At 71.2% G+C, this 26349-nt stretch carries 24 protein-coding genes and 2 pseudogenes; 10 read left to right on the top strand and 16 right to left on the bottom strand.

The features are described 5' to 3' along the window. The first annotated feature begins 62 nt into the window (after positions 1 to 62). The 3 genes from AB0M76_RS22490 to AB0M76_RS22500 all read left to right on the top strand — a co-directional run bounded on the left by AB0M76_RS22490 (position 63) and on the right by AB0M76_RS22500 (position 3594). Positions 63 to 1469 carry an MFS transporter gene (locus tag AB0M76_RS22490; RefSeq protein WP_365954558.1) on the top strand — a complete coding sequence of 469 codons (1407 nt, stop codon included), beginning with the start codon at positions 63 to 65 and terminating at the stop codon, positions 1467 to 1469. Positions 1470 to 1740: 271 nt separating this feature from the next. Continuing rightward, positions 1741 to 1980, top strand: coding sequence for a DUF3732 domain-containing protein (locus tag AB0M76_RS22495; RefSeq protein ID WP_365954559.1), 240 nt, complete (start codon positions 1741 to 1743; stop codon positions 1978 to 1980). A 360-nt stretch (positions 1981 to 2340) separates the two neighbouring features. After that, positions 2341 to 3594, top strand: coding sequence for a hypothetical protein (locus AB0M76_RS22500; RefSeq protein WP_365954560.1), 1254 nt, complete (start codon positions 2341 to 2343; stop codon positions 3592 to 3594). A 429-nt stretch (positions 3595 to 4023) separates the two neighbouring features. On the opposite strand, the pseudogene AB0M76_RS22505 reads toward AB0M76_RS22500, so the two are convergent. Further along, a pseudogene (locus AB0M76_RS22505) lies at positions 4024 to 4317 on the bottom strand (glycosyltransferase); the annotation flags it as partial. Between the two features lie 194 nt (positions 4318 to 4511). Continuing rightward, entirely contained in the window at positions 4512 to 4667 is a 156-nt protein-coding gene (locus AB0M76_RS22510) for a hypothetical protein (RefSeq protein ID WP_365954561.1), read from the bottom strand. A gap of 111 nt (positions 4668 to 4778) precedes the next feature. Between AB0M76_RS22510 and AB0M76_RS22515 the strand changes: the two genes are divergently transcribed. Beyond that, on the top strand, positions 4779 to 5045 hold the full coding sequence (locus AB0M76_RS22515; protein ID WP_365954562.1) for a hypothetical protein: 267 nt from the start codon (positions 4779 to 4781) through the stop codon (positions 5043 to 5045). Between the two features lie 294 nt (positions 5046 to 5339). Here the strand turns inward: AB0M76_RS22515 and AB0M76_RS22520 are convergent. The 6 genes and pseudogenes from AB0M76_RS22520 to AB0M76_RS22545 form a co-directional block, all read right to left on the bottom strand. After that, positions 5340 to 6060 (bottom strand): annotated as a pseudogene (locus AB0M76_RS22520) (hypothetical protein); the annotation flags it as partial. A 27-nt stretch (positions 6061 to 6087) separates the two neighbouring features. Further along, positions 6088 to 6726: an SRPBCC family protein gene (locus tag AB0M76_RS22525; protein ID WP_365954563.1), complete on the bottom strand. Its 639-nt coding sequence runs from the start codon at positions 6724 to 6726 to the stop codon at positions 6088 to 6090. Between the two features lie 216 nt (positions 6727 to 6942). Further along, positions 6943 to 7587 carry a dihydrofolate reductase family protein gene (locus AB0M76_RS22530; RefSeq protein ID WP_365954564.1) on the bottom strand — a complete coding sequence of 215 codons (645 nt, stop codon included), beginning with the start codon at positions 7585 to 7587 and terminating at the stop codon, positions 6943 to 6945. Positions 7588 to 7707: 120 nt separating this feature from the next. Then, positions 7708 to 8298 (bottom strand): hypothetical protein, encoded by a 591-nt coding sequence (locus AB0M76_RS22535; protein ID WP_365954565.1) that lies wholly within the window; start codon positions 8296 to 8298, stop codon positions 7708 to 7710. An 86-nt stretch (positions 8299 to 8384) separates the two neighbouring features. Next, complete coding sequence (locus AB0M76_RS22540; RefSeq protein ID WP_365954566.1) at positions 8385 to 8777, bottom strand: nuclear transport factor 2 family protein; 393 nt, start codon at positions 8775 to 8777, stop codon at positions 8385 to 8387. 75 nt (positions 8778 to 8852) lie between these two features. Next, the gene (locus tag AB0M76_RS22545; protein ID WP_365954567.1) at positions 8853 to 10073 is read right to left on the bottom strand and encodes an alpha/beta fold hydrolase; all 1221 of its coding nucleotides are present in this window, start codon (positions 10071 to 10073) and stop codon (positions 8853 to 8855) included. A 91-nt stretch (positions 10074 to 10164) separates the two neighbouring features. Here AB0M76_RS22545 and AB0M76_RS22550 point away from each other — a divergent pair, with 91 nt between their 5' ends. The 3 genes from AB0M76_RS22550 to AB0M76_RS22560 all read left to right on the top strand — a co-directional run bounded on the left by AB0M76_RS22550 (position 10165) and on the right by AB0M76_RS22560 (position 12906). Then, the gene (locus tag AB0M76_RS22550) at positions 10165 to 10758 is read left to right on the top strand and encodes a TetR/AcrR family transcriptional regulator (RefSeq protein ID WP_365954569.1); all 594 of its coding nucleotides are present in this window, start codon (positions 10165 to 10167) and stop codon (positions 10756 to 10758) included. A 133-nt stretch (positions 10759 to 10891) separates the two neighbouring features. Next, positions 10892 to 12235 (top strand): hypothetical protein, encoded by a 1344-nt coding sequence (locus tag AB0M76_RS22555; protein ID WP_365954570.1) that lies wholly within the window; start codon positions 10892 to 10894, stop codon positions 12233 to 12235. Beyond that, on the top strand, positions 12232 to 12906 hold the full coding sequence (locus tag AB0M76_RS22560) for a hypothetical protein (protein ID WP_365954571.1): 675 nt from the start codon (positions 12232 to 12234) through the stop codon (positions 12904 to 12906). Before AB0M76_RS22555 ends, AB0M76_RS22560 begins: the two co-directional genes overlap by 4 nt. Positions 12907 to 13010: 104 nt before the next feature. On the opposite strand, the gene AB0M76_RS22565 is transcribed toward AB0M76_RS22560, so the two are convergent. Next, positions 13011 to 13577, bottom strand: a complete 567-nt coding sequence (locus tag AB0M76_RS22565) for a histidine phosphatase family protein (protein ID WP_365954572.1) — start codon at positions 13575 to 13577, stop codon at positions 13011 to 13013. 217 nt (positions 13578 to 13794) lie between these two features. Here AB0M76_RS22565 and AB0M76_RS22570 point away from each other — a divergent pair, with 217 nt between their 5' ends. Beyond that, positions 13795 to 14661, top strand: a complete 867-nt coding sequence (locus tag AB0M76_RS22570; RefSeq protein ID WP_365954573.1) for an AraC family transcriptional regulator — start codon at positions 13795 to 13797, stop codon at positions 14659 to 14661. A gap of 83 nt (positions 14662 to 14744) precedes the next feature. Here the strand turns inward: AB0M76_RS22570 and AB0M76_RS22575 are convergent, their stop codons facing one another. The 3 genes from AB0M76_RS22575 to AB0M76_RS22585 form a co-directional block, all read right to left on the bottom strand. Beyond that, positions 14745 to 15152 carry an XRE family transcriptional regulator gene (locus AB0M76_RS22575; protein ID WP_365954574.1) on the bottom strand — a complete coding sequence of 136 codons (408 nt, stop codon included), beginning with the start codon at positions 15150 to 15152 and terminating at the stop codon, positions 14745 to 14747. 729 nt (positions 15153 to 15881) lie between these two features. Further along, positions 15882 to 16577 (bottom strand): RES domain-containing protein, encoded by a 696-nt coding sequence (locus AB0M76_RS22580; protein WP_365954575.1) that lies wholly within the window; start codon positions 16575 to 16577, stop codon positions 15882 to 15884. Positions 16578 to 16865: 288 nt separating this feature from the next. After that, positions 16866 to 21467 carry a WD40 repeat domain-containing protein gene (locus AB0M76_RS22585; RefSeq protein ID WP_365954576.1) on the bottom strand — a complete coding sequence of 1534 codons (4602 nt, stop codon included), beginning with the start codon at positions 21465 to 21467 and terminating at the stop codon, positions 16866 to 16868. Between the two features lie 20 nt (positions 21468 to 21487). Between AB0M76_RS22585 and AB0M76_RS22590 the strand changes: the two genes are divergently transcribed. Beyond that, entirely contained in the window at positions 21488 to 22960 is a 1473-nt protein-coding gene (locus AB0M76_RS22590; RefSeq protein WP_365954577.1) for a hypothetical protein, read from the top strand. Between the two features lie 229 nt (positions 22961 to 23189). Here the strand turns inward: AB0M76_RS22590 and AB0M76_RS22595 are convergent, their stop codons facing one another. From AB0M76_RS22595 to AB0M76_RS22605, 3 genes are read right to left on the bottom strand one after another with little or no spacing between them, the layout of a single operon-like run. Then, entirely contained in the window at positions 23190 to 23600 is a 411-nt protein-coding gene (locus AB0M76_RS22595) for a hypothetical protein (protein WP_365954578.1), read from the bottom strand. Between the two features lie 23 nt (positions 23601 to 23623). Further along, entirely contained in the window at positions 23624 to 23776 is a 153-nt protein-coding gene (locus AB0M76_RS22600; RefSeq protein WP_365954579.1) for a hypothetical protein, read from the bottom strand. Further along, positions 23757 to 24383, bottom strand: a complete 627-nt coding sequence (locus AB0M76_RS22605; RefSeq protein WP_365954580.1) for an amidase domain-containing protein — start codon at positions 24381 to 24383, stop codon at positions 23757 to 23759. Before AB0M76_RS22605 ends, AB0M76_RS22600 begins: the two co-directional genes overlap by 20 nt. A gap of 6 nt (positions 24384 to 24389) precedes the next feature. On the opposite strand from AB0M76_RS22605, the gene AB0M76_RS22610 reads away from it, so the two are divergent. Continuing rightward, a complete protein-coding gene (locus AB0M76_RS22610) occupies positions 24390 to 24992 on the top strand; it encodes a S1 RNA-binding domain-containing protein (RefSeq protein WP_365954581.1) in 603 nt (200 codons plus the stop codon). Positions 24993 to 25020: 28 nt separating this feature from the next. On the opposite strand, the gene AB0M76_RS22615 is transcribed toward AB0M76_RS22610, so the two are convergent. Continuing rightward, complete coding sequence (locus tag AB0M76_RS22615) at positions 25021 to 25989, bottom strand: hypothetical protein (RefSeq protein ID WP_365954582.1); 969 nt, start codon at positions 25987 to 25989, stop codon at positions 25021 to 25023. Between the last annotated feature and the right edge of the window lie 360 nt (positions 25990 to 26349).

A 26349-nucleotide genomic window follows, 5' to 3' on the forward strand; every position in this document is an offset into this window, starting at 1 on the left:
ACACGGCTAGTCTCCGATCCATGACAGTTGGAATTTCAAACCCACAAAGGGTGTCCCGGGCCGTGTTCGCGACGGTCGCGGCCGCGGTCTTCATGTCGAACCTCGACCTCTTCATCGTCAACGTGGCCCTCCCGGCGATCGGCCGCTCGTTCGACGCCAGCGGCCTCGGCTCCCTCTCCTGGGTCCTCAACGGCTACGCGATCGTCTTCGCGGCGCTCCTCGTAGTCGCCGGCCGAGTCGCCGACCGATCCGGCCACAAGCCGGTCTTCCTGACCGGATTGGCGGTGTTCACCCTCGCCTCGGTCGGCTGCGCACTCGCTCCCAACGTCGGGACGCTGGTCGCGGCACGGCTCGTGCAGGCCGCCGGCGCTGCGCTGCTGATGCCGACGTCGCTCGCGCTGCTGCTCGACACGACGGCGGTCGAGAAGCGCGCCGGGGCGGTGCGGGCCTGGGCGTCGATCGGCGGGATCGCCGCCGGACTCGGGCCGGTGGCCGGCGGGCTGCTGGTCGAGGCCGGATGGCGCTGGGTGTTCATCGTCAACGTGCCAGCGGGGATCGCGGCGTTCGCGCTCGGTATCAAGGTGCTGCCATCGCCCGCACGCGCTGGGGCAGAGAAGAGTCCGCTGCCCGACCTGTTCGGCGCCGCCCTGCTCACCGGATCGATCGCAACGCTCTCGCTCGGCCTGGTCAAGGCTCCTGACTGGGGCTGGACGAGCGCCGGCACCCTCGGCGGCCTGGCTGCCGCAGTGCTGCTCGGCATCTGGTTCGTCCTGCGCTCGGCCCGCCACCCCGTGCCGATCGTCGAGCTGCCGCTGCTCCGGGTTCCGGCGTTCGCATCCGCCGCGGCCGCCCTGACGCTGTTCACCGTCGCGTTCGCCGGAATGCTGCTCGGCGCGGTGCTGTGGTGCCAGGGCGTGTGGGGCTACTCGGCTCTGCGCACCGGCTTCGCCATCGCGCCGGGACCGCTGCTGGTGCCGCCGGTCGCGTTGCGGATCGGGCCCGCCGTCGCCAGATTCGGTGCGGGCCGCATCGCGCTGGCGGGAACTGTCCTGTTCGCGGCCGGCATCCTGTGGTGGGCCGCGACGCTCGACACCGGCTCGGCCTACGCGGCCTCGCTTCTGCCCGGCATGATGCTGACCGGCCTCGGCGTCGGCATGACAATCCCGGTCCTGACCGGGGCGTCGGCGGCCGCCCTGCCGCCGGCCCGCTTCGCCACCGGCTCGGCCATCACCTCGATGGGCCGCCAGATCGGCGCGGTCCTCGGCGTCGCGATCCTGATCGGCATCCTCGGCACCCCGGCCCCCGGACACGCTGTCGCCGCCTTCCGGTACAGCTGGTACGCGGTCGCCGTGGCGTCCCTGCTCGCCGCGTGCGCGACAGTCCCGCTCGTCCGCAAGCCGCGACCGGCCGCCGCCAAGGCAGCCGACGTCGCAGAGGCCGCGGAGGCCGCGAAGGTCGGCGCCGCCTGAGAAGCGAGTCCCGTCCGTCGCGGGCCGCGCGGACGCCGACCCAGAGCTGGCCTTCCGGCTGGTGCGGGTGGCCGAGGACGTCATCTGGCCCGCAGCGGCCGTGGGCGAGGAATCCGATCCACAGGCGGGCTCCTCGTCGTGAACGTCATCCCGGACCCCGACGACGAGGACACCGTCACAACCCTGGAGACGATGCAGGACGAGCACCTGGTGCTGGCCGCGATGCACTCCGCGCCCGGAACGCACCGGTAACCGCGCCACCGCGCACCCGGTGCGCATACCCCGCTTCCTCATGCTCGACCAGCCGACCCAGCCCTACTACCTCTCCGACATGGCCAAAGCACGGGGAGGGCTTGAAGACCTCGCCCTGGACGAAGACCGCGTGACAGTCACCTGCCTCTTCCAGCTCAAGCACCAGGTCGTCACCGAGGAGAGGTCCATGGATCTGTCCTGCCTACTGAGCTATCCGGGGGTGAGGCCGGTGGCGGGGTGGTCACGCCGGTTTCGGTGAGGCATCCAGTCGTACCCGACCTCGCAGAAGTCGGTACGACTACGGCTGACGGTGATGGGCCGCAACACCCAGAGGTGATGACCTGCTTGTCCCGGGCGTACGGGCACTGGCACTGGCCACCGGCGCCTTTCCAAGCCGCTTGACCAGGCTGTCGGCTGCTGCCGGGCACATGATGGGGCCGGCAGCAGCCGAGGTGGCCCCGGCCTTGACGAGGCTCCTCCCGCCATCCGCAGCAAAATTACTCAAAGTAGGCATATGCTTGCGCTATGTGACCAACACTGGCTGGTGGCTGTCTGCGGCTACAGCACGTAGCGGTCCGATGCCCGGCCAGTCCGCCCGTAGGCAAGGAGTCAGCAGAGCATGTCCACTTCTGTCGTAGACGTCTGGGGCACGGTCTCCCCGCAGGCCCGCTCACTTCCCTCCGCACCCGAACCGCATGACGAATGGCCCCTCGAAGGCGGAACGGCCTGGGTGTACTACAGCCCGCTGAACCGTCGGCAGCTCATGAGGCCCGTCATCCTCTCCGACGGCTTCTCGGGCGGATCGAGCGATCTCGACCAGCTCTGGCACGGGCTGGAGGAGAACGGCGACTTCCGCTTCATCAGCGAACTCCACGCCACCGGCCGCGATGTGATCATCCTCGGCTACAACGACCGCACGGCATCGATCACGGCCAACGCCGACACCGCCATCGAATGCATCCGTCGGGCCATCAACGAGCGCGTGGGCAAGGCCAAGCTGGCCGTGGGCGGATTCAGCATGGGCGGACTGGTCACCCGCTACGCGCTGGCCAAGATGCAGCACGACCCCGATCTTCCCGACCCTGAGACCTCCACCTACTTCTCCTACGACACCCCCCACCACGGCGCGTGGTTCCCCATCTCCCTCCAGGCCTTCACGCACTACGCCACGGACAAGTGGGGAGACAACCCGAACGTGGGCCCCTTCCTGCGGCAGCTCTCCGGGCTGCTCAACAGCCCCGCCGCACGGCAGATGGCCCGGTGGCACATCGAGAAGGCCGACGCCACAGCGAAGCCGGCACCGGAGCGGGAAGCGTTCGTCCAAGAGCTCGAGAACGTCGGGGGCTGGCCATCGGGCATCCGCAGGATCGGTGTCGCCAACGGAGTGCACACCGGCGTCGGGAACGGCGCGCAGCCCGGTGCGACAGCGGTGCGCTGCGACGGTGACACGCTGCAGGACACGTGGCTCAAGATCCAGGCGCAGGGTGACCAGATCGTCGCCAGGCTCCAGAAGGCGGGCGAGCAGCCGACACAGGTTCGCACCAGCGGGCTGCCCGACGTCGACGGCGCTCCCGGCGGCCTGTTCACCGCGCAGTTCCCTGCGGGCGAGGTGGGCAGTTTCAGCCTCGCAGCCCTCCTCATGGGCCTTCTCGGCAACGTGGTGGACCCCGAGGTCATCGCCACGTCCTGCTTCATCCCCAGCGTCAGCGCCGTCGCGGTCGGCGACATCAACGACTCGAAGACGCTCTACCAGCCCATCACGCCGAACCAGAGCACGCTCGACGCCTTCACGTGCGCCAGCCGGAACGAAGGCCACACCACCATGACCACAGAACTCGGTGCGTGGATCGTGAACGAGATCGAGGCGCACTGACCGACGGGGTGGGCGGGTCGCACCGACCGCCGGCCTGCCCACCCCGCGGCACGCCACACGACGAAGCTCAACGCCGCCTTCCGGGGGCAACACCGGCGAGCCACCGCCACCTCCGGGTGGCTGCCACGGTGGCTGTGCATGCCGGATGGCGTTGGTGGTGAGCTCCGAGACGAGGAGGCGGGCCACCTCGGTGTCCTCGGCGGGAAACCGCCGGCGCTGGAGTACGTCGACGGTGTGGCGGCGGGCCCAGGAGACGGCGTTCGGGGTGGCTGCGAGCCTGAGATCGCTGACGGGCGGTAGGGCTGGGGCATACGGTTGGCTCTCTCGGCGGCATGGCCGGATGGGGTGCGGTGTGCCGTGGAATGCGGTCAGGACATGGCCCCGAGGGGTGGGAGGGGCGCCTCCCGGGGCCGCCCAGGTGGTTTGTGGCTACTTCGTCGCGCTCACGTAGACGCTGCCCCAGCGGCGCTTCGGGTTGGCCATGGCGGAGTCGAAGGTCCACGGCTCGACGGTCGTGAAGCCTGCCTCGGTGAAGAGCTGGACGAGCTTCTCGTGGTCGTAAGCCCACACGTGCTGGGTGTACGTGGGGTCGTCGTCCTGGTCGCGGAAGACGAGGTTGACGAGGTCGAGCTGGGTGTCGATGTCGCCGAGGCAGTTCCGCTTGGCGTACCAGCGCTCGATCATCTCGGCGGATGCGTCGAGGGGGCCGGGGTATCGGCTGAGGGTTGATCGTCACCTTGCCGTCGCACTCGGCGAACACCCCGTCGTCCGTGGCGATCTGGTGCGATCCCGCACCGGGAACGCCCAGCACCAGCGTGGGGAAGCCGGACGGGATGGCCCCCGGCCACGCAGCAGCCGTCCGCCTCGCCCTGGACGTTGACGAAGGTGGGCCAGGGTCACCGTGCCCCGCCGCGCGGTCAGGGGCGGTTCCTGTCCGGCGAGCCGTTGCCCGCGCCGGCGACAGTGGGGAAGCCGTGCAGCATGCAGGGCTGCGCGGAGGTGTTCGTGACCAGGACGATGGCGGCGCCCGTACTGGTCGACGTCGACTCGTACGGCCCGGCAGCCTGGCGCACGCTCAGGTACTTTCGGCTCGCGCCTCGGCCGCTTTCCGCGACGAAAGTTGCCCGTACGATCATCCTCCGTGCGGACGAAGACCGCGCCACGGGTCCCCTAGCGTGGTCCGCATGACCAGTGACACGGGGGACCGTACCGGCGGACGCCAATGGCTGCGGGCTGCAATGGGTGTCGTGGCGGGAGTGCTCGCTGCGGCAGGCGTGTGCGCGATTTTTTGGTGGCTTGGCCTGAACCTGGGCGTTGGCGCGGCCTGGCTGTCCGGCAAGGCTGCGGTGAAGGTGGGCTTCTTCGTGGCCGCCGGTGGCTTCGCCGGTGTGACCGTGTGGTGGCAGGGGCGCCGTGCATCGCGGTCCACGCCGCCCGAGGAGACAGGCTGAGGCCCGTGCGCGGCCCCTTGGTCACCCGATCGATCGCACCGTCAGCCGGGCCAACCAGGGCGTGGCGCGCTGGTAGTGGTCGGCGCGGCTGAGGACGAGGACGCGGCGAGCTGAGCCACCAGGTACGGGAGCGCCGTGGCCCAGTGCAGCCGCCGAGCGACCCTAGTTTGGGTGACCGGCGGCGTCACCGGCGGGAAGAGGTCGCGGTCGCGTCGTCGAGGGTGTCACGGCCCCTTGGGGCCGTGACACCCTGTCACGATGAGCCGGACCGCGGGTCGGGGCCGGGCCGGCGGCTCAGGTGGTGCGGCTCTGGCGGCGTTGTGCGGTGATGGCGAGGAGGGGGATCGGCATGATCAGGCAGAGCAGCACGACGTTGCTCGGCAGGGATCCCACGAGGTACGGCTGGGTGACGATCGCCTCGCTGCGGACGACCGTGAACGCGGCGACGGGGATGAGCCACCGGTAGTCGCCGGTGGCCGCCGTCACCACCCACGCGGCGGTCAACGCGGCGACTTCGAGGGCGAACTGGCCCCGCTGGAAATACGGATCACCCGAGGTGATGTGCAGGGAGCCGGTCATGAACAGGGCACCCGCACCGGGACGAACCAGCCGTACGAGCGGCGGCGCAGCGGGCTCGGGCGGTAGGCCGCCAGTCCTGCGCAGGTGAGGAACAAGGCCCCCGAGAGCACCAGGTCATGGGCTCGCAGCGGAGCGCCGAGCCCGTAGTAGCCGACGCCCACCACGCCTTCGTCACCGAAGAGCGTCGAGCCGGCGATCCGGGAGGATCCGGGATCCGGGATCCGGCCAAGAGCATCGCCGCCGAGGCCGGCAGCGCGATCCACCGTTGGCCGCGCAGCAGCGCGACCAGGCAGATCAGCGGGAGCAGGCCGTAGGGAACGTACCGCGTCTGGGTTCCGGAACCCTGCGTCCAGGGGAGCCAGCCCACGTCACTGAAGCCGACGGCGTGGCCGCCGGGCTTGATGCTCAGGGCTCAGTGCCACACGTCTTGCAGGTACAAACAGACCGGGCCAGCACACACGGGTCAGTTCGGGTGGTGGCGGGTGCGGGCCTCGGCGGTGGCCTTCAGGTCGTTCAGCCATGCTTCGAGTCCCTGGCGGAGGATGGCGGTTGCGGTGGGGACGTCTGCGTCGACCTGGGGGCCGGTGTGGGTCTCCTCGGTACTCACCCTGACGCCGCCGGGGATCTCGGTGAAGTTCCACACGTGGACGCCGTCGATGTGCAGTCCCTCGCCGGTCGCGGGGCCCGTCCAGCGGATGCAGGAGTGCCGCCGGAGCTGTTCGACGGTCGAGGTGATCTCCAGGCTGGTGGCCGGAGTCGGGTTGGGGGGTACCGGGGTTGTCCACCGGAAGGCCGAACCCGGGCGGAGGGGGCCGTGGTCGAAGCGTTCCGCGGTTGTCACGGGAGCCTGCCAGGACGGCCAGCGCTCGATGCCGGTCTGCAGCTTCCAGACGGTGCGCAGCGGCGCGTTGATGAGGATCTCGGCCCGGTGGCGGACGCGTGCGGCGGGGTCGACGCCTGCTCCGCGGCAGGTGAGGGACTTGGCGGTGCGGGAGCTGGGTAAGGCCGCTGCATCGGCGGGTAACGCGGCGGCGCCGAGGAGGCCGATGGCGAGCGGGATGGCGAACAGGGCCTGGATGCGGGTGCGATGGATGCCGGGCATGGGGTTCCCCTTCGGGGTGCGGCGTTCGGCGGGTGGGCGTTGCCGAGCGGCAGAGCATCAAGCGACCGTTAGAGGCTATAATCGATTCAGGTGAGGGGCAATAGGTTGCGTGACACCTTCTAACCGCTCTCGGGCGCGGGTGACGTGGTTCCTGGCCGCCTTCCGGTATCCCGGTTCCCGTACCGCAGCAGCGCGGACGCCAGGCGCGGGGCGGCTTCAGTCGCCGCTTCCGGTACCGCGATCGGGTGCGCTCATGTCCCCCGTCGCCGGCGTGCCTTCGGCGAGCGCGTAGCGCAGGTACACGGTGCCCTTCGGGCCGGCTGCCGGGGGTTCGAGGAGCGTGACGTTGGTGGGCACCGCGCCGTCGTCGAACACCTTCTTCCCGACGCCGAGCACGATCGGGTGCACCCAGAGGTCGAGACGGTCGAAGAGCTTCTCGCGCAGGAGGGTCTGCACGAGGTTGAGGCTCCCGACGACCTTCACGTGCTCGTGCCGGTCACGGATCTCGCGCACCGCGCCGGCCAGGTCCGGGCCGAGCTGCGTGGACCCGGCCCACGAGAGGTCGGGCCGGCCGCGAGAGGCCACGTACTTCGGGACGCTGTTGAAGAGCGTGGCGATCTCGTTGTCCTGGCCGCCCTCCTGGTGAGGCCAGTAGGCGGCGAAGATGTCGTACGTCCGCCGGCCGAGCAGCAGGGCGTCCGTGCCCTCGTACGCGGCACCGACCTGTGCCCCGGCGACCTCGTCCAGCAGGGGCGCCTGCCAGCCGCCGAACGGGAACCCCACCGGGTCCTCGTCGGGGCCGCCGGGCGCCTGCCCGACGAGGTCGAGGGTCGCGAACATCTCGATGTGGATGAGGCCCATGGCTTGCTCCCGATGAGTCGGTTGTCTCCGTCAAGAGATAGACCTGCGGGTGCCCGCAGACTCATCGCCGCGCCGGAACCCGGCTCCACCGCACAGCACGCCAAGTCCAGCCGGGCAGCGTCAGCGCCTGGACGCTCCGAGGGTCTGGTCGGCCGTCGCGAAGCGGTGCTCCGTCAGCTTCAGCTCTTCGTAGAGGTGGCCGAAGTACGCCGTTCCCGCGGTTCCTGTGAGCACCGCAAGCAGGAAGGCGAGGCACCCCGTGTCGTGGCTCTCCCACAGCGGGCCGCGCCCCTCGTTGTAGAGCACGGTCCACTCGTCGGGGTGCTGCCCGGGCCGCGCCAGCCAGTACAGGAACGCCCCCGTGCCCTCCTCGAACGCCCACGGCAGGACCCGCGCCCCCGCCTCCAGCAGGCCGGCGGGCTTCGGCTCGAACTCCCACAGGTCAGTCAGGATCTCGTCCCGTTCCGTCGTCTGCGCGTGCAGGTCGCAGTCGCTGTAGGCGGAGTCGGGGACGAGCAGCCAGATCGTCTCGTCGAAGATGCCGTCGCCGTACGTCCCGACGAGCTGCTTGTAGTCCGCGGGCAGAGCCGCGCCCAGGGCGCGCTCGGCCTGCGCCCAGTCCACCGCGGGCGGCCGTTCAGTGGGCGGCGGGCAGAGGCGAACGAGGGCGTCGAGAGCATCGGGGCCATCAGGGGCATCGGGGGCGATCATGGAACCGACGCTACCGGAACCCCAGCCTGTGCCCGTGGCCGGTCGCCGGGCACGTGGCGGCCACCGGCCCGGGGTCCGTCGGCAGGTCAGCGGGCGCTGCCGATGTTGCGGTCGGCGTCGGAGCCGCTCAGCATCAGGGTGGTTTCCTCGATGCGGTGGAAGCGGCCGTCGGGGGCGAGGTCTGCGAAGACGTAGACCTCCATGGTGACGGTGGTGCCGTCGTTCTTGGTGATGTGGCAGGTGTGCCGGTCGGCGTACTTGTTGCCGTCGTACAGCTCGTCGTGGACCTCGACCGTGCCACCGGCGACGATGCCGCGCAGGTGGCTGATGTGGTCGAGGAACTCGGCGCGGTCGGCCCAGTCGCCGTCCGTGCGCTGGCGGTACCCGGGGGTGAAGTGGCGCTCGGCGGCCTCCTCCAGGGTGATGTCGTGGTTGAAGAGCAGGTCGTTGAGGGCGGCTTCGATACCGGTGCGGTTCATGACGGCTTCCTTCAGGTGTGGTCGGGGCGGGTCCGGTCGGGCCCGGTCGGGGTGTGCCGGAGGTGTGCCGGGGCGTCAGGCGACGGTGTCGAGGGTGGTGTCGAGCCAGTCGTAGATGCGGGCGAGGGCCAGGCGCATGGCGCCGGGGTGGCAGTGGGCGCCGGCGCCTTCCTCGGCGGTGAACACCATCAGGGTCTTGGGGCAGGTCAGGTGCTCGTAGAGCTGCTCGGGCTGGCCCTTGAAGAACTCGTCCTCGGCGGCGTCGCACACGAGGGTGGGGCACTGGATCAGCTCGGCGATACCGCCGCCCAGGGTGTAGTCGAGGTAGGAGGCGCTGAAGGCCCGGGGACTGTCGACGCCCATCACGTACATGCCGTGGTTGATCGCCCAACGCGCTGTGGCGTCCTGGGCGATGATCTGCTCGAAGCGTGCGTCGAGTTCGGGGGCGGAATCCGCGCGCAGGAGCCGTTCGGCCTCGTCACGGTCGCCGGGGATGTGGCGGGTGGATATCTGGCCGAGGTCGTAGACGCCGTCGACGGCGATCAGGGCGGCGAGGCGGTGCTCGAAGGCGGCCGCCCTGGGGGCGAGTACGCCGCCCATGCTGCTCCCGAGGAGCGCGATGCGGCTGTTGTCGACCTCGGGCAGGGTTTCGGCGAAGTCGACGACCGGGGTGATGACGTTCTCCCAGTCGGGGCGGAAGACCAGGCCCTGGTGGTGGCGGGGGCCGGGCTGCCCCGGGCCGTCGAAGGTCAGGACGGTGTACCCGCGCTCCACGGCGGCCAGCGCGCCGCTGAAGTGGAGTTCTTCGGCGGTGCCGTCGAAACCGCTGTGCATGATCAGGGTCGGGCGGGGCGTGCCGGTGTCGTCGGCCCGGTAGAGGTAGCCGAGCAGGGTGGTGTCCTCGTAGGGGATGCGGACCGGCTCGATGCGGGGGGCGTAGAGCGCGGCCGCGGCCTGGAAGCAGGTCACGCTGCGGTCGTAGGCGTAGTCGTGGCGGGGGTCGCACGGGTGACCGTGCTGGAAGAACTCCGCCGACCGGTAGTAGTTCGAGGCGCGCAGGAATCCGTCCCGGGCGCTGATGGTGTGTCCCGCGTCCAGGGCCCGCTGGGCTTCCGTGGCGACCCGGTCGGCGGTCGCCATCCACTCCTCGTGCCAGCTGTCGTAGTCGCCTTCCTTGATGCGCTCGCTGGTGGAGACGACCTCGCCGAAGTCGGCGCCGCCGTAGGCGATGTGACTCATGGAGCGCAGGGTCTCGTACCGGAACTGGGTGTTGTCGGGGAACAGCAGCGGCTTCATCACACTCTCCTTAAGCACAGATCTGTGCGTACGGCAGGACTGTAGACCCCTGGGGCGCCAATAAGCAAATAATTGTGCTTACGATGTGCGGGTGACTTCGAAACAACCGGCCCCGCGCCTCCGCAAGAGCCCCGAGCAGGTCCGCTCGGCTGTCCACCAGGCCGTCATCGACCTGCTGTCCGACCCCGAAGGCGCGGACCTCACCATCCCCGCAGTCGCGCAGCGCGCCGGGGTGAACCACACCAGCGTCTACCGGCGCTGGGGCAGCCGGGAGGCGCTCCTGGCCGACGTGGTCGTCACCCGCCTCGAACGGGACTGGCCACTGGCCGACACCGGAACCCTGCGCGGCGACCTGACGGCATGGGCCGAAGCGGGCGTCGCGAGCATCCGCACGCCCGAAGGGCGACTGCTCATCCGCGCCGTCGCCCTGTCCATGCCGGGCAGCGCCACAGCCCAGGGGGAGCGCGCGCAGCAGTTCGAGCGCCGCATCGGCGCCATCGAGCGCATCCGCGACCGCGCCACCGCCCGCGGCGAGGTCCCGCCACCCCTCGACCAGATCCTCGACCAGCTCGTCGCGCCGCTCTACCTGCGGGCGATCTTCGGCATCGACCCGCCGGCCTCCGGCTACCCGGAACTCCTCGTGGACCGTCTCCTCGGCAGCACGGCCACGCCGCAGCCGACCTGAGCGCGGACCACGCCTGCCTCCCCAGCCCCGGGGACCGCGCCGGCGCAGCCCGGACTGTCGGCGAACGGCCAGGTCAGCGAGGAGGCGGGCCGGTGGAACCCGGAGGAGAATGGGAAGCAGCTCACGGAGGGTCATGTTTCCCCTTGCCCCATGGGCCGGCCGCTCGCTGACCGCGGTGCTGTTGAGCACGGTGTTCGCGTGGGGCGCGCCCATTGCTGCTCCTGCTGCCGCCCCGCCGGTCCAGGCCGCGGCAGCGCGGTCCATCACGCTCGATCCGTACGAGGGCCCGCCGGGGAGCAGGGTGGGGGTCCACGGCTACGGATTCGGCAGCTGCACGAAGGCCAGGCTCGCGCCCGAGCCGCGCCCTGCCGAAGCCGCCGAGATCCACGTCACCTGGGAGGGCGGCGACAACCCGAGCGTCATCACGGCCCGCGCCGACGGTGAGTTCGAGACCGACGTCACGGTTCCGCCCGGTGCAACTCCGGGCACCTACCGCGTCACCGCCCTCTGCACGGCCGATTCGAAGCTCAAGGCCACCGCCGACTTCCAAGTGATACCCGAGCCCGGGCCGACAGCCCTGACATTGGACCCGGCCGGGGGTCCCGTACAGACGCCGGTCACCGTCACCGGCTCCGGGTTCGCCGGCTGTGCCGCGCACCACGGCCAGGCCGGTACGGTCACGCTGACGTGGGACGGCAGCCTGCTCCCGACTCGCACGCCGACGGACATCACGGTGAACGGCGGCGCGTTCACCGCCGAGTTCGCCGTTCCGTCCAACGCAGGGGCCACGGATCACACCGTCACCGCAACCTGCGTCGGGTACGAGCAGGTCTCTGCCAAGCAGCAGTTCACGGTGACCGCTGTGCCCGGGCCGCAGCCGGAGGTGAAGCTCGATCCCCCCTCGATGCAGCTCGGTGGCGGGTCCGTGACCATATCCGGTTCGGGATTCAACTGCCCAGAGGTGGCCCTGTCATGGGAGGGCGAACAGTGGGACACGGTGGCCCCCGCCGAGGACGGAACCTTCAGCACCCGGTTGGACGTGACACCCGATACGGGCGAGGCCTCGTACACCATACGGGCCGAGTGCACCGATGGCTCCGGTGTGGGCGCCGCGGCGGCGTTCACGGTGACCGGGAACGGTCCGGTCCCGCCCACCCCGACGCCTCCGGATCCGACTCCGCCCACGCCGGTCCCGACCCCGGCCCCCGGCCCCACCTCCACCCAGGTCCCCGTCGGCCTGGTCGTCGGTTTGATCCTGCTCGGCGCGGCCCTGCTGGCCCTCGCGGGATACGCGTTCCTCAGCCACGGCCACCGCGGGCCGCGCTGGGTCCACGACCACGTCAGCTCCCGGCTGCGCCCCGCCCCCGCGGCGACCAACGTGGCCGAGCCCTCCGAGACCGGCCCGCCGACCCGCTCCGTACGGCTGGAACCGCACCCGGACCCGGGTGACCAGACGCTGAAGGAGGAGGACTCATGACCACGGCCCCCGTCGCCGATCCCCTCACCGTGCGGGCCCTGCTGCTCGGCCCGGAGGGGCAGGCCCCCCAAGCGCTCGCCGACTCCCTCCAGGCCCATGGCGCGGTGACGGGCCTCCTCCCGGGCGTGCACGGCCTGACCACCGCGGCCGACCGGGCCGTGGGGCGCGAGCTGGCCACCGTCGTCAACGGCTTCCTCGACCTCGACCTCGTCTCCCTGGTGGCTTCGGGCTGGTCCAAGTACGAGGCCCTCAAGGAGGCGGCGCGCCGCACGCGCCGGTACCCCGGCAGCGAGGAGGTCGTCGCCCTGGCCACCCACACCATCAGCTCCGCACACCACCCGTCGGTGGATTTGCTCGTGGACGGTGCCCAGGCCGCCACCGTCGCCGTGAACCTCACCGTGCTCTTCAGGATCACCGGGCTCGTCGGGGTCGTCCGCGACGGCCTGCTCGCCGCCGTCCGCAGCGGGCAGTGCGCAGTGGAGGCCAAGCTCGCGGTACGGGACGTCGTGGTCGCCTCCCGCGAGGGGCGGCTGGACCTCCCCGCCACGCTGCGCCTGCGCGAGCCGATCGACCTGCTGCCGCACCGGCCGCCGGTCCCGCCCAGGGCACCGCCCCGACCGCTCGCTCCACCCCCGCCGCCGCTCCCGCCGGTTGAGTGGGGGCGCGGGTAGACCCTGGACTGCTGCCCAGCGGGATCGGGCTGCCGCGCGGCGCCGGCGACCGCGCTCGGTTCGAGGGGCCCCGGCCCGCCCTCCAGGACACCCCGGCCCTCCCGCTACCCCCGGGGGACGGCCAGGTCCGTGAGCAGTGCGCCGCCCGGCTCGAGGTCCGACCAGGCGCCCTGCCGGCTCAGTACGGCCACGGCCGAGGTCGGGAACTTGGTGCGGACGCGCTCCAGGACGTCCCCCACCGCCGCCCCGGCGACCAGCAGCACCAGATCCTCCAGGCCCGGGTTGTGCCCGACCAGCAGCAAGGTGCCCACCTCGGGAGAGACTTCGCGGACGACGTCGAGGAGGTCCCGCGCGTCCGCCGCGTACAGGCGCGGGTCGTGCCGGACAGGCGGCGTGCGGTCCAGCTCCGCCGCGGCCAGGTCCCAGGTCTCCCGGGCGCGGCGTGCCGGGGAGCACAGCACGAGATCCGGCACGTCGAAGGAGCGGGCGAGCAGTCGGCCGGCCGCGGGCGCGTCGCGCAGCCCGCGGGGCCCGAGCGGACGGTCGTGGTCGGGAACCCCGTCCGGCCAGGCGCTCTTGGCGTGTCGCAGGAGCACGAGTCGGCGCGCCGTGCCTTCCGCTGCCGCGTTCCGTACGTCCTGAACCTCGGGGGCTTGGTCGCGATGCCTCATGGTTCGAGCGTAGAGCCCCGGGCTTGGATCAGGCCGTTCGCCGTCGTCGAACTCGCAGGCCCGTTCGCGTACGCGCGCCTCCCGGGCGACTTGGGAGCGCCTGAGTCGGCGGAGCCGGGCTGCCGCGCGTACCCGACTTGATCGGGCACAGGATGTCGGGTCCGGCAGGGGGCCTGATGCCTAGCGTGGTGATCGCGAAAGAGGAAGGGGACCGGGAGTGCTGGAGCGTCTCAACCAGAGCCTGGAGTACATCGAGCGCCGACTCGACCAGCAGGTCGATGCGGCCGAGCTGGCGCGCATCGCGGCCACATCGGAGTATCACCTGCGCCGGATGTTCTCCGCGCTCGCAGGCATGCCGCTGTCGGAGTACATACGGCGCCGTCGGCTCACTGTCGCGGGTGCCGAGGTGCTCGCAGGGCGTGAGTCTCTGCTGGAGATCGCGGTGCGTTACGGCTACGGCTCGGGCGAGGCGTTCGCCCGGGCGTTCCGGGTCATGCACGGGGTCGGCCCCGGTGAGGCCCGGCGTATCGGCGCCGCGCTCGTCTCCCAGCCCCGGTTGACCTTCCGCCTCACCGTCGAAGGGAGCAGCAGCATGCGCTATCGCGTAGTGGACAGGCCGGACTTCAGCGTCGTCGGCCTCAAGGCCCGGGTGCCATTGGTGCACGCGGGGCCGAACCAGGCGATCATCGACTTCGTCCGCGGGATCGACCGGCAGATCCTCGGGCGCCTGGAGAAGCTGTCGGACCAGGGGCCGCAGGGCATCGTCGCCGTCTGCGACGACTTGGACCCGAGCCGCGCCGAAGGCACCGAGCTCGACTACTACCAAGGGGTGATCACGTCGGCGGCTGCCCCCGACGGCACCACGGTTCTCCCTGTCCCGGCCGGCGTCTGGGCGGTCTTCACCACGTCCGGGCCGGCGCCACAGGCCATCCAGGAGCTGTGGCGGGACGTGTTCACGGAGTGGTTTCCGTCCAACCCGTACCGCAGCCGCCCCGGCCCCGAGATCCTGCACACCCGCCTGTCCGCGGACGGGACCGGAACCGATGCCGAGCTGTGGCTTCCGGTGGAGCGGGAACAGAGCTGAACAAGGTGCCTGACCGGTGAGCGCTTCGGTCGGCCGAAGAGGCCGGCTGAAGCGCTCGGTCTGGGACCGGGCCCGGTGTGGAGTCAGCCGCCGTCGACGTAGGCTCGGGCCGCCACCATCACGTCGCGCATCCTGCCGTCGGCGATGCACTGGGCCGGCGCCTCGTCCTCGAGCTGCGGGTTCATTCCGATCATCCACGCGCGAGCCGTGTAGAGACTTTCGGCGTCCTGGATGAGCTGGAAGACCTGCAGGGCTGCGCGCAGGCGCTGTTCCGACTCGGGTCGGGGCGTGGTGTCGCCCGATGCCCACTTGCCGACCTGCTTGGGATCGCTGATGTTGGCGATCCGCGCGGTCAGGCGCTGCCCCAGGTTTTCCTGGAGGAAGCGGGCGATCTCGCTGATGTGCATGCGCACGGTGGCGACATGGGCTCTTTCGGCGCTGGCAACGCTCTTGGCGACGGCGACGGGGGGCGTGGTGGTGTCAGAAGGCATGGTCAGGTCTCCCTCGTTGCCCTGACTGCGCGCCCGTCCGGTGGCGGGTCGCGTGTTCAGGCGACGGGTGTCGGGGTGTGCCCGCAGGACCTGGCTGTCGCGTGCTGCCGCGAGGGCAGACGGAAGGGACGCTCGGTCTCGGCGAGCTGCGAACGCTTCGTGGTGTGTTCCCGACCCGCCGGGAAGCGTGTACCAGCGCGGGTGGGGTGGGGCGTGCCGACCAGCGGTCAGCGGTCGGCGCTCAGCATCGATGTATTCCGGTCCGCGAGGATCCGGCACATGGATGACTGGGGTGATCTGAGGGTGCAGAGCCCGTGGCGGGCGGTGGTGCCGCGACGCGTGGCGCCAGCCCGACGGGTAAGAACGCAATGACGGCGCAACGGGTGTTGCTCATGAGATGCCCCCCATGCTCCAAGTTGGTCTACGTACTGGTTAGGTTACCCATTATCACCTTCCAACTCCACCTCTTAGCCGGAATTCAGCATGTTCTCGACGGTGCGTCAACTGACCGGTTTGAACCCGGACTTCCGTCCTGACCTGTCCATATGTTGCTGGGGTGGGAGGGTGGCCGGCGGTGCGGGGGCGGCAGGGAACGAGTTGTTTCGCTCTTTTGGACGACAGCGATGTGGCGGCTTTCAGGTTGGTTTCAGTCCCCTTTTCTGGTGGGCAACGCGAGGGGATTGAGGGGGGCTGGTGAGGGGCGGGTGAGGGGCGGCTGGGGGACTCCGGTCACAGCATCGTCAGGTCGTACTCCTCGGCCACCCGCCGCAGCGCCTCCGACTCGGGGAAGATCAGGCTGGTCTCCTCCTGCTTGAGCTCCACGTCGTTGAAGACGGCCCAGCACTGGCGCATCCCGAAGCGGGAGCGGTAGGCGATGCCGTGGATGAGGCGCTCCTGCCTCGAGGGGCCGGTGCGCTGGGTGATGGCCCACGCCGAGATCAGCCGGGTGATCCGGCGGTTGAAGCCCTGGATGTGCTCCGTGGTGAGCCTGTCCACGTCCTGTTCCGCCAGCTCGTCCTTGAGTTCGCGGGAGAGCGTTTCCAGGGTCCGCTCGTCGTCCACGTCGAGAAAGCGGACCTCCTTGGGAGGCTGCAGGCGGACCAGTATGTGGCGTGTGGTCCAGTCACGGGGGATCTTGCCGGGGGTCATGTAGGACGGCTTCATCCATTCGTCCCCGATGACCTCCCGCATCTTGGGGTCCACACGGAAGGGTGCTAAGGCCTCTGCGAAGCACCCGTCGTGCTGGGATGCGCAGTAGAGGGTGTCGTAGCTGACCAGACTCCAGCGGTTTCCGCCCGTCCGGGACGCGTCCTCCTGGCTGATCCTTTCGTACGTGACCGGGTTCTTGGCCTTCCCCAGGCGCCAGACGCCGTGGTCGGGCGCGGGGACGAGGACGACGTCCGGCTGTACGGTGTCCCGGCTCATGCGGCCGCTCTCCTTGCTCCGGCCGCCCTCCGCGAGGCGCGGGCCGGTGATGCTCGTGGCTCGCGCAGGGCGGCCGGGCCGGCGGGCGGTCCGGCCGCCCGGAGAGCCGGTCTCGTGACGGTGTGATGCTCATGAGGGGCGCTCATGAGCGGATGGCGCGCGCCCTACGGCGTATTGATCCGTGGCACATGCCGAACGATCATTTTCATGCTCTGGTACGACCAACGCGACCGGGTTGCGGTGGTCATCGGGGGCGCACGAAGGAACGCAGGGGGCGCATGCGGGTGATCAGGCTCCGCCCGCCCGGCATTCGGCGAGGTCGATCTCCACCGCGGCGGCTCCGGCGTCCCCGGCGAAGGAGAGCACGAAGCGCCCGCCGGCCGCCGACGGGTGCGCGGCGAGGCTGCGTACGGGGCTCCCCACCGCGAGCAGCAGCCGGCACTGCCCGGTGGCGGCGTCCCAGACGCGGATGGTCCCGTCGGCCGCGCCGGAGGCGACGAAGCTGCCGTGGCCCTCCGCGTTCCACAGGGCCAGGGCGTGCACGGCCGCAGTGTGGCCGGTCAGCGGCTCGCCCAGGGGGCGGCGCTCGCGCAGGTCCCACAGCCGCACCGTGCCCGTGTCGCCGCCGCTGGCCAGATGCGGCGGAAGGCCGCCCAGCGGGCCGGGATTGACGGCGACGGCGTGCAGGAGCCCCTGGTCGCAGCGCAGGGGCCCGCCCAGCGCACCACCGCGTTCCGCGTCCCACAGCCGTACGGTGCCATCGGAGCTGGCCGAGGCGAACCAGTCCCCGCCCCCCTCGCACGAGGCCGCCGCCACCGCCAGGACCCGCAGGCCGTGACCGGTCCACTCGCGCAGCGGACCCGGGCGGTCCAGGTCCCACAGCCGGACCGTCTCGTCGTCCCCGCCGCTCAGCAGCAGATGCCGGCCGTCGGCGGTGGCGCAGCCGGCAAGGGCGCGGACGGGGAGGAAGTGACCCTCGAGGACGTCCGGCAGCGCCTGCCGGGTACCCGCGTCCCACAGACGGATGCCGTGGTCCTCGCATCCGGCCGACACCAGTACGCGCCCCTCCCGCCGGCGCGCCCAGGCCATCGCGGACGGCGGCCGGCCGGTGTCGATCCGGGCGACCGCGTCCCCCGTGCCGATGTCCCGCACGTCGATCTGCGGGCGGTCTCCGGTGAGCGCGAACCAGGAACGAAGGCCCAAGTCCCCCGGCTCCGGCAGCAGCAGCGCCCCGCCCGTCGGCGCAGGCTCGGCCGGCGTACGGGGGGTGGCCAGCGCCCGCTCCAGGACCTCCCGGTTCCACAGGCGCAGCGTGCCGTCGGTGGAGGCCGACGCGAGGATCCCGGAATCCGGGGAGGCAACGGGGCTGAGCGCGGTCACGGCGGCGGTGTGCCCGCCGAGCAGCGCCGCAGGCTCCTTCGTGGCGGTGTCCCATCGGGAGACGTCCCATACGGCGATGCGGCTGCCCGTCCCGGCCGCGAGGAGGTGGCGTTCGCCCAGGGTGAGGGCGGCCAGGCTGCTCACCGGCCCGCCGGCGCCGGTGAGGGTGGCGAGCGGTCCGCCGACGCCCCAGACGGTGACGCTCCCGTCCGCGTGGCCGGCCGCGACCGTCCCCGGCCGCGTGGTCGGAGCGAGTACGCGTACGTCGGCCGGGAACTCGAACCGCGCCACCTCCACCTCGGCCGCGGTGTCCCGGAATGCCAGGGACGCGCCGTCGGCGATCGCCAGCAACGGCCGGCCGGGCGGCTCCTCCTCCCCCTCCTCCTCCATCGCCGCCAGCGCGGTGGTCGCCGTACGTGGTGTGTCGCCCGGCAGGGTCAGCAGGTCCAGCGGGCCCATCCGCTCGTTCCACCAGACCACCACGCCGTCCCCGTTGACGCAGAGCACCGCGAGCTCGTGCCCGCTGTCGCGGTACGCGCACACGTCGGCGATCCACATCCCGCCGGGCCGGTGGACCTGGTCGACGAGGCGGCCGGTCGCGGGGTCCCAGAGGCGGACGGTGCCGTCCGTACTGCCGGACACGAGCAGCGGCGACTGCGCGGGGCGCGGCGCGAGGAGCAGGTGGCGTACGGATCCCTCGTGGGCGCCGATCCGTTCGCGGACCGCCGTTCCCTCGACCGCGTCGATCAGTTCGATGCCGCCGTCGTCGTCGCCCGCCGCGAGGGCGGGGCGCCCGTCGGGTCCCGGTATCGCCGTCAGGGAACGCACGGTGGCGTCGAGGGTGGCCAGGACGTTCACGGGCGGCGTCCACCGGGACCAGAGCACCGCCAGCGGCCCCGCCGCCTCTTCGGGGGTGCGCGGGCGCGGCAGGCCGGGGTGGCGCAGCGCCGTGTGCGCCAGGTGCAGGCTGGCCAGGCGCGAGGGGTGGTCCTCCCGGTCCGCCCGGTGCAGGTACGGCTCGACCGCGGCCCACGCCTCCAGCCAGAGCCGGCCTTCCCGCCCCCGTCCCGGGCCCAGCAGTCCGCGGATCGGGCTGCCGGTCAGCCACGGCAGCACGTCGGCCGGCACGTGCTCGTCGTCCAGGACCCCGCCCAGGCGGGCGTGGCGCGCGAGGTACCGCCGTACGTACGGGTGCGGGGCGGTTCCGGCGGCGAGGCCGCCGGTGTGCGGCGCGGCCAGATCGGCGAGCGCCCGCGCGATGCGGGCGTGCACGGCGGCATCGTCGTCCCTGTACGTGTCCTCGTACGTGTCCTCGTACGCGTCCCCCGTCGCGCCGGGCCCCGTCACCTCATCAGCACCGCCGGCCTCATCAGGCTGCTCGGCAGGCTCATCCTGACCATCCGTCATTCCCATCCCCCCACGAGATGCCGCGCCCGCCACAGGCCAGGCGCGCAGGACAGCGGCCAGCCGTTCGTGCGCCGGCCGGTACACCCGCTGGTCCTCTTCCACGTCACGGGTGAGATACCCAGCGAGGCGGCCTTCCAGCAGCACCCGGATCTTGGCATCGGCATCCCGGAGGGCCTTCCCGTGGACGGCGGACGCGACAGCGGGCCACACCTCCCCCCAGGCGATGCCGCGTCCCTGCGCGAACGCCGTCGCGCGCAGCAGCGCGAGCGCCTCGTCCGCCCCCAGGCCGTCCTCGGCCGACCTCGCCAGATCGTCCTTCAGCAGTCCCGTCGTGCCCTCGCCCAGCCGCGCGAGCCAGCCGGCGTCGGCCGGCAGCCGCGGCCCCTCGGTGCGCAGCTGGTGCGCCGCCACGCGGGCGTCGAGGAAGGACCGCCCCACCGCCCCGGCCACCGTCCGCGCGACCTCGGTCAGGTCGTGTCCCGCCCACTTGGCCTCCCCGTCCAGGAGAGCCCGTACGTACCCTTCGACGTCCTTGCCCATGTCCTCGTCGTCGGTACGCAGCACGGCCGCCCCGGGGAACGCGTCCCGCAGCCGGCCCAGCAGTTCCTGGCTGCCGCTGCCGCTGCCGTCCGGGACGAGGCGGTCGGCGCCGTCGCTGCTGCGGACGGCGACGACCAGCCGTAACCCGCGCCGTACGGGCGACGACGGCGCGGCGCCGGACAGGTGCCCGGCCAGCGGTACCAGGACCTGGTGCACCACCGCCGCCGGGTCGGTCGCCTCGTCCAGGGCGTCGACGACGACCGTCACCATGGGGCCGGGCGAGCCGAGGAACCTCCGCAGCCCCAACTGCCAGCGGCTCAGCGGATCCCTGCCCGAGGGGTCCGCCACGGCCCCCAGCTTCTTCGCGATGACCGACAACAGCCCCAGTGGCTCCCGGTTGTGCGCGGTGACCGCGATGGTCACCGCGCCCTCGTCCGGGACGGTGTCCGGCGGGCAGTGGCCGACGGCGGCCGCGAACAGGGCCGACGTCCTGAACGTCGCGTCGCTCAAGGTCACCGCGCGGCCCAGGATCGCCGATTTCCCGCTCGCGGTGATACCCGTGACGACGAGGACCCCCGGCGCGCCCTTCAGGAAGGAGACCACCGAGGCGTTCAGGCGCTTGCGGCCCGAGAAGTACCAGCCGGGGTCGTCGGCTCCGGTGCGGCCGCTGGCCTTCTCCAGCCAGTAGTCCAGGTCCTCCAGGGTCGCCGCCACCTCCTGCCGGCTCTCCTCCACAGCGGCCCGCTCCGGCCGGTAGCCCGGGTTCGGCAGCGCGGCCGTCGCCACGTGCAGCTTGCCGCCCATCAGCGGGCGGCAGTCGAGGGACAGGCTCCGGCCGAGCTCCGCGCCGACCGCCTGCGCCGCCTGGTACAGGGCCCGGCTGAACTCGTCCATCGTCAGGTACGGGCGGGTGATCCCGCCGGCCGTACGCAGCCACTCGTGGGCCCGGCGCAGGACGAGCGCGAACTCCCCGCCCATCACCCGCATCTTGGGCGCGGCGGTGGTCAGGACGTTCAGCGTGGCGCGCGTGGTGCGCGCGGTGTCCAGGCTCCGTGAGAGTTCCAGCAGCTCCCCTCCCACATCGGCGGACTCGCACATGTTCACGATCACCAGGACGTCCCGGGCGTGCGAGTCGAGCGCGGCGATCGCGATCTCCGTCGTACGCAGCCCCGTCGCCAGAAGCCGATGGGTATCGGTGTCCCGCAGGACCGCGAAGTGCTTGGCCGCGCCCGAGGTGAGGCCGTGGCCCGACACGTACAGCACCACGGGGACGTCCGGCTCCGCCTCCCGGATCCCCGACGTCTCCAGGAAGCACTCCACGTCATGACGGCTGGTCACCGGCTGTGCGGGCGCCACCTTCACGAATCCGGGCCCGGCCGGAGGCGGCCGCTCCCACCACAGCGCCACCGCCTCCAGCTGCGCGCCGAGGGCCTGCCGCAGTGCCTCGGTCCCGTCCTCCATCGGCAGGACGTACAAGGTGCCGGCAGGCGGCTCCGCCACCACCGGCAGCGCAGCCTCCTCCACCGCATCGGCTAAGCCGATCTCGCCCCGCTGCCCGTCCACGGTCCCTATTCTTCACTGCCATGAACAAGCAGCAGCACCGGCACCGCACGGACGACTTACCCGACCACGTCACCCAGGACGCAGTGGTCGTCGTACCGGGGATCATGGGCAGCACCCTCCACGACACGCGCACCGGCAAGGACGTCTGGGGCCTCGGCGGCGTCTCCTGGCTGCTGAAGGCCTGGACCACGCCCTCCGGTCTGAAGTCCCTGGCCATGACCGAGGACGAGCTGGCGGGCAAGAACGGCCGCATCGAGGCGACCGGCCTCCTCAAGCACTCCGCCTGGACCCCGTACCTCGCCGGCAGCGAGCCGTACACCGACCTGGTCGGCACGATCCGCTCCAGCGTCGCCGACGACGCCGCGATCCTGGAGTTCGCCTACGACTGGCGTCTGCCCGTCGCCACCAACGGCCGTCTCCTGGCCGACGCCGCGCGCCTCCACCTGACCGACTGGCGCCGCCACCCCGCCCACACCCAGGCCCGCCGCCACCGCCAGGACCAGCGGGAGGGACGGCTCGTCTTCGTCGCCCACTCCATGGGCGGCCTCGTCACCCGCGCGGCCCTCGACCCCGGCTACGACAGCGACCTCCAGGCCGACACCCGGGGCGTCATCACCCTCGGCACGCCCTTCCAGGGCTCGGTCAAGGCCGCCGTCATCCTCGCCACCGGCCGGGGCACCCCCGTACGGCTGCCGCACCGCAAACTCCGGGCCATCTGCGCCACGATGCCGGGCCTGCACGACCTGCTGCCGCAGTACCGGAGCCTGCGCGCGGGGGACGACGTACGCCACCTCACGCCGAGCGACGTCGCGGCCATCGGCGGCGACGCGGAACTGGCGCGCAACGCGGCCCGCTTCCACCACGGCCAGAAGAGCATCACCCTGCCCGGCCACCGCTCGGTCGTCGGCATCAACCAGCCCACCTGGCAGAACCTGACGATCACCGACGGCAAGGTCGAGGCCCACCTCGACGGCGCCCGGCAGAACTCCGACGGGACCTTCATCCTCGACCGGCACGACCGTGTCCGGTACTTCCAGGTGCACGGCGACGGCACCGTCTACAAGGAGTCGGCGATCCTCACCGACATCATCACCCACCTGCCGCTCCAGCACGGCGACGTCGCCAAGGCGCAGACCGCCCTCGAAGCCGTCACCGAGATCGTCCGCGACGACATCAACCCCGGCCCGCCCCAGGGCGAAGCAGGCTGCGGCCTGAGCGCCCCCGACCTGGTCCCGGCGGGCCGGCCCTGGAAGCTCCACCTCAGCGACGTCGACACCCTCTCGGGCCTGACCTGCCGCCTCACGGACCTCGAGAACCCCACCCGCCCGACCCCGCTCACCCTGACCTGGGAGGACGGCGTGGCCACCGCAACGGCAACCGCCCCGACCCCGGGCCTGTACCGCATCGACGTCCGCACCCCGGACGGCTGCGGCATCACCCAGCTGACCATGGCCACCGACCCGGACGAGCCCCTGGCGGAGGCGGAGGACTGACCCCGGCTTGCTCGAACGGCAGATGCCCGGAGGAGCCGAATGCCGGCTCCTCCGCAAGCAAGTCCCGCTCTGCGGATGACTCACACGTCAGGGCACCTGTCCGGCGGGCCCGTGCCCCTCATCAATCCGACGAGGAGCCACGCCGAGAACCAGGTCCCTGACCCGGACCCGGCGACGCTGATCCCGTGGCCGCGCGGCGGGCGCCCGGCGCGCGGCGCGATGTGGGCGGCTAACCGCAGTCACCGAGGATCGACCCCGGCATGTCGGGGTTGTAGGTGGTCCACAGCATGAACAGTTCCAGCAGAATTGCCAGAACGTTGAGCATGGAGCAGACGAAAGCCAAGAGCCCAGGCCAGGTGTCCCAGAGTCGCAGGCCGCAGCATCGACGGATCCACCGCCCGAGCAGTACGCAGATGGTCATGGCCGACAGGCCGACGAGCGGTCCCGACCATGCGAGGACGTATTCCATCTTCGGGAAGGGCATGTGCCGGCAGGCCGCCTGTTGCCGGTGTACCCAGTCCATGTCGATGTTTTCGACGCGCAACGAGGTGACCACACCGAGGGCGGCCACGACCGGGACGAGCAGTGCCGTGAGCACCATGCCGGACGTGACCGTGCGGTCCCGCGCGGCGCCCGACACCGCGGCGGAGCGTGAGGTTTCCATCAGTACCAATTCGGGTGGGGTCGGACGATGCGGATGCGCTGCTCGCCGTGGTTCCTGGTGGCGACGTGTTCGCGGCTCTCCAGACTCACGTTCTGGAACGAGCTGGTGTGCTGGGTCAGTTTGATGTCGCCGTCAGGGGTCACCGACGTCACGACGGCAGCGTGGTAGATCTCCCCGGGCGGCTCGTCCGGATCGGGGGCCGACCTGCTCGTAGAAGATCACGTCGCCAGGGCGTGCTTCCGATCTCGCGACTTCCTCACCGCCGTTGTGCAGAAGGAAGCCGTGCAGGTCTTTGGCCAGCCCCCACGAGCGGGAGTGGTATACCCGTCGGTCGATCCTTTCTATCCCCAGGCCGCTCTCCCGGCCCCAGGTGTTGTCCCCGCGGGGCCCCAGCCAGAAGTCGAACTTCTTCTGCATACCTCCGGCCTCAAGGGCCGACGACGTGAAGTTGGCGCAGTTGTTCTTGAAGTCGAGATCATCCAGCTTGTCCCAGTGGTCGAGTGCGTACCGCACCATCTCGACCCGGTCTATCTTGCCGTCGGGGCCGCGGAGCTCGCGGCCGACCTCGGGCGGCAGGCCCTTGAGATCGGCGAGGGTCACGGGATCGGCCCGCATGAGGTCCTTCTGCTGCTGCGGGGTCACGAGGACGGCCGGATCGCGAGCATCGTCGCCGACGAGAGCCAGTTCGCGGAACTGGCGGCGCATGTCTGCGGCGCCCGTGCCGCAGCGGCCCTGTCCCTCTGCATCGACGAAAGGCAACCGCTCATGACGGCCGTCCTGCCCGACGAGGACGGCGTCCTGCGGGCGCGCTGGAGGACCGAGCCGACCGCCGACGACCGCGACTGGGCGTTCCTCACCACCCTGCACCGAGGACGGATCTGCACCGGCACCGTCGTCGCCATGCCCGATTTCGGCGTCACCTTCGTCGACATCGGCGGCTTCACCGCGATGATCAATCTGCCCGAGGTGTCCTGGCGCCACATCGACTACCCCTCCGACATACTGACGGTGGGTCAAGAGGTCACCGCCGAGATCCTCGACGTCGACCTCGTCCGGCAGCGGGTGCCGCTTTCGCTCAAGGCGCTGGAGGAAGATCCGATGCCGGCGCTTGCGCAGCAGGTCGGCCGGATCGTCACGGGACCGGTCACCCGGATCACACCTTCCGGTGCCTTCGTCCGCATCGAGGACCGGGACGACGGCTTCGAGGGACTGCTGCACCACACCGAACCGGCCGAGACGTCGGTGGACGAGCCCGAGGAGGGGATCCAGGTCGGCGACATCCTCACCGTCAAGATCATCGACGTCGACCCGGGGAACCGCCGCATCGGGCTGTCGCGCGTTCAGGCCCGGTCGTCAGACGTTCAGTAGCAGGCCCCCGCAACATGGAAGGGGCGTGCTACTGGATGTTCAGGCGGAGCGGGTGCGAGACATCCACGGGACACGTGAAGATGCGCAGTTCACCGAACCGGCCGACATTGAGATCCGGATCACGGCCGCTGTCGACCGTGAGGAACAGACGGGCCGTCGCACCGCAGGCACAGTCGATCGGGACCAGGTCCGTGAGGTGCCAGCTCGGCCAGCCGCCGGCCTTCCATCCCTCCAGGCAGGCCAGAGTGCGGTGGTACTCGATACCGTGCTGCTCGGCCCAGGACTCCGCCTCGCCGAAGAGTTCCCCGGGCAGTTCGTCCTGGGCCGGGAGGTCTATCACCTCGACCGGATCGAGAAGGCAGGGCCGGGGCACGTACGAGGCCACGGCGTCGACCGGCACGGGGACATCCGGCACAGCGGTGAGCGAAGCGGCCGAACGGAAATACATCTCGACGGCGGGTCCCCAGTAGTACCCCTGCCCCGGCAGTTCGGCATGCTCCCGGGGGCACCACAGAACCTGCATTACGTCCATGCCCTCCGGCCAGTCGGCCGCGGGCACGTCCTGCTTGAGGAGCTGCAGGACCCCGATCAGCGGTACGCCGGGGACGCTGGACACCGGCACCCGGCGGATCCGCTCCCACGTGAGCGCGTCGAGCGCATCGGCTCCCATGATCCGGGTACGGAGTGCGGCCTCCTCCTCGGTGATCCGGTACGCGGCGTGCGACCTCCGGACCCGCCGGGTCCGCGCGTCCCGGCCGATCCGTTGCATGGTCTCCCGATCCGCATCGGAGAGCTTCTCGCGTACCTCGACCATGTGCGGCCCCTTGCACACGGGCCATTTCTCGCCGGCGGGCCACACCAGCGGACCGCCGACATGACTGCCGTGCGGTGACGGCTCACCCGCTTTGGGGCGCAGCAGCGTGGCCTTGCGGGCGTACGGGGCAAGGGCGGGTATGCCCGCGAGCAACGCCTCGGCGGTCGGGTTCACGGCTCTCACCCGGACGACCGTAGTAGCTGCCGTCGTCGGCCCGCTTGAAGCCGCCCACGGCAAGCCCGCCCCACCGTCCCCTGCCTGCCGGGCGGACCTTGGCCGAGCTCGCTCACCGGATTTCTCCCAGGAGGCTCCGCCCTTCAGGCCGGGGAGGAATGGGTCCTTGGACCGGCGTCGCGAAGCGGCGGAGTTCGGTTCGCTCTACCTTCTTCCTGGGAGGCCCCAGCCATTCGTAGGGTTGCGGCACCCAGGGGAGGCGGGTGTGGCTCTCGGTTCGCTGCCGGCTTGTGGCTCCACATGCTTGGCCGCCCGGCTCCCCACGACGACTCGGCCGCCGATTAGGAAGTGCGAACAAGTCGCTGAGTA

The sequence above is a fragment of the Streptomyces sp. NPDC051364 genome (assembly GCF_040682115.1).
GTDB lineage: Bacteria > Actinomycetota > Actinomycetes > Streptomycetales > Streptomycetaceae > Streptomyces.

Bases quoted from the DNA above. Each gene is read 5' to 3' on its own strand.
- AB0M76_RS22500 (WP_365954560.1), top strand. From the start codon at position 2,341: ATGTCCACTTCTGTCGTAGACGTCTGGGGCACGGTCTCCCCGCAGGCC.
- AB0M76_RS22515 (WP_365954562.1), top strand. From the start codon at position 4,779: ATGACCAGTGACACGGGGGACCGTACCGGCGGACGCCAATGGCTGCGG.
- AB0M76_RS22525 (WP_365954563.1), bottom strand. From the start codon at position 6,726: ATGCCCGGCATCCATCGCACCCGCATCCAGGCCCTGTTCGCCATCCCG.
- AB0M76_RS22530 (WP_365954564.1), bottom strand. From the start codon at position 7,587: ATGGGCCTCATCCACATCGAGATGTTCGCGACCCTCGACCTCGTCGGG.
- AB0M76_RS22535 (WP_365954565.1), bottom strand. From the start codon at position 8,298: ATGATCGCCCCCGATGCCCCTGATGGCCCCGATGCTCTCGACGCCCTC.
- AB0M76_RS22540 (WP_365954566.1), bottom strand. From the start codon at position 8,777: ATGAACCGCACCGGTATCGAAGCCGCCCTCAACGACCTGCTCTTCAAC.
- AB0M76_RS22545 (WP_365954567.1), bottom strand. From the start codon at position 10,073: ATGAAGCCGCTGCTGTTCCCCGACAACACCCAGTTCCGGTACGAGACC.
- AB0M76_RS22555 (WP_365954570.1), top strand. From the start codon at position 10,892: ATGTTTCCCCTTGCCCCATGGGCCGGCCGCTCGCTGACCGCGGTGCTG.
- AB0M76_RS22560 (WP_365954571.1), top strand. From the start codon at position 12,232: ATGACCACGGCCCCCGTCGCCGATCCCCTCACCGTGCGGGCCCTGCTG.
- AB0M76_RS22565 (WP_365954572.1), bottom strand. From the start codon at position 13,577: ATGAGGCATCGCGACCAAGCCCCCGAGGTTCAGGACGTACGGAACGCG.
- AB0M76_RS22575 (WP_365954574.1), bottom strand. From the start codon at position 15,152: ATGCCTTCTGACACCACCACGCCCCCCGTCGCCGTCGCCAAGAGCGTT.
- AB0M76_RS22580 (WP_365954575.1), bottom strand. From the start codon at position 16,577: ATGAGCCGGGACACCGTACAGCCGGACGTCGTCCTCGTCCCCGCGCCC.
- AB0M76_RS22590 (WP_365954577.1), top strand. From the start codon at position 21,488: ATGAACAAGCAGCAGCACCGGCACCGCACGGACGACTTACCCGACCAC.
- AB0M76_RS22610 (WP_365954581.1), top strand. From the start codon at position 24,390: ATGACGGCCGTCCTGCCCGACGAGGACGGCGTCCTGCGGGCGCGCTGG.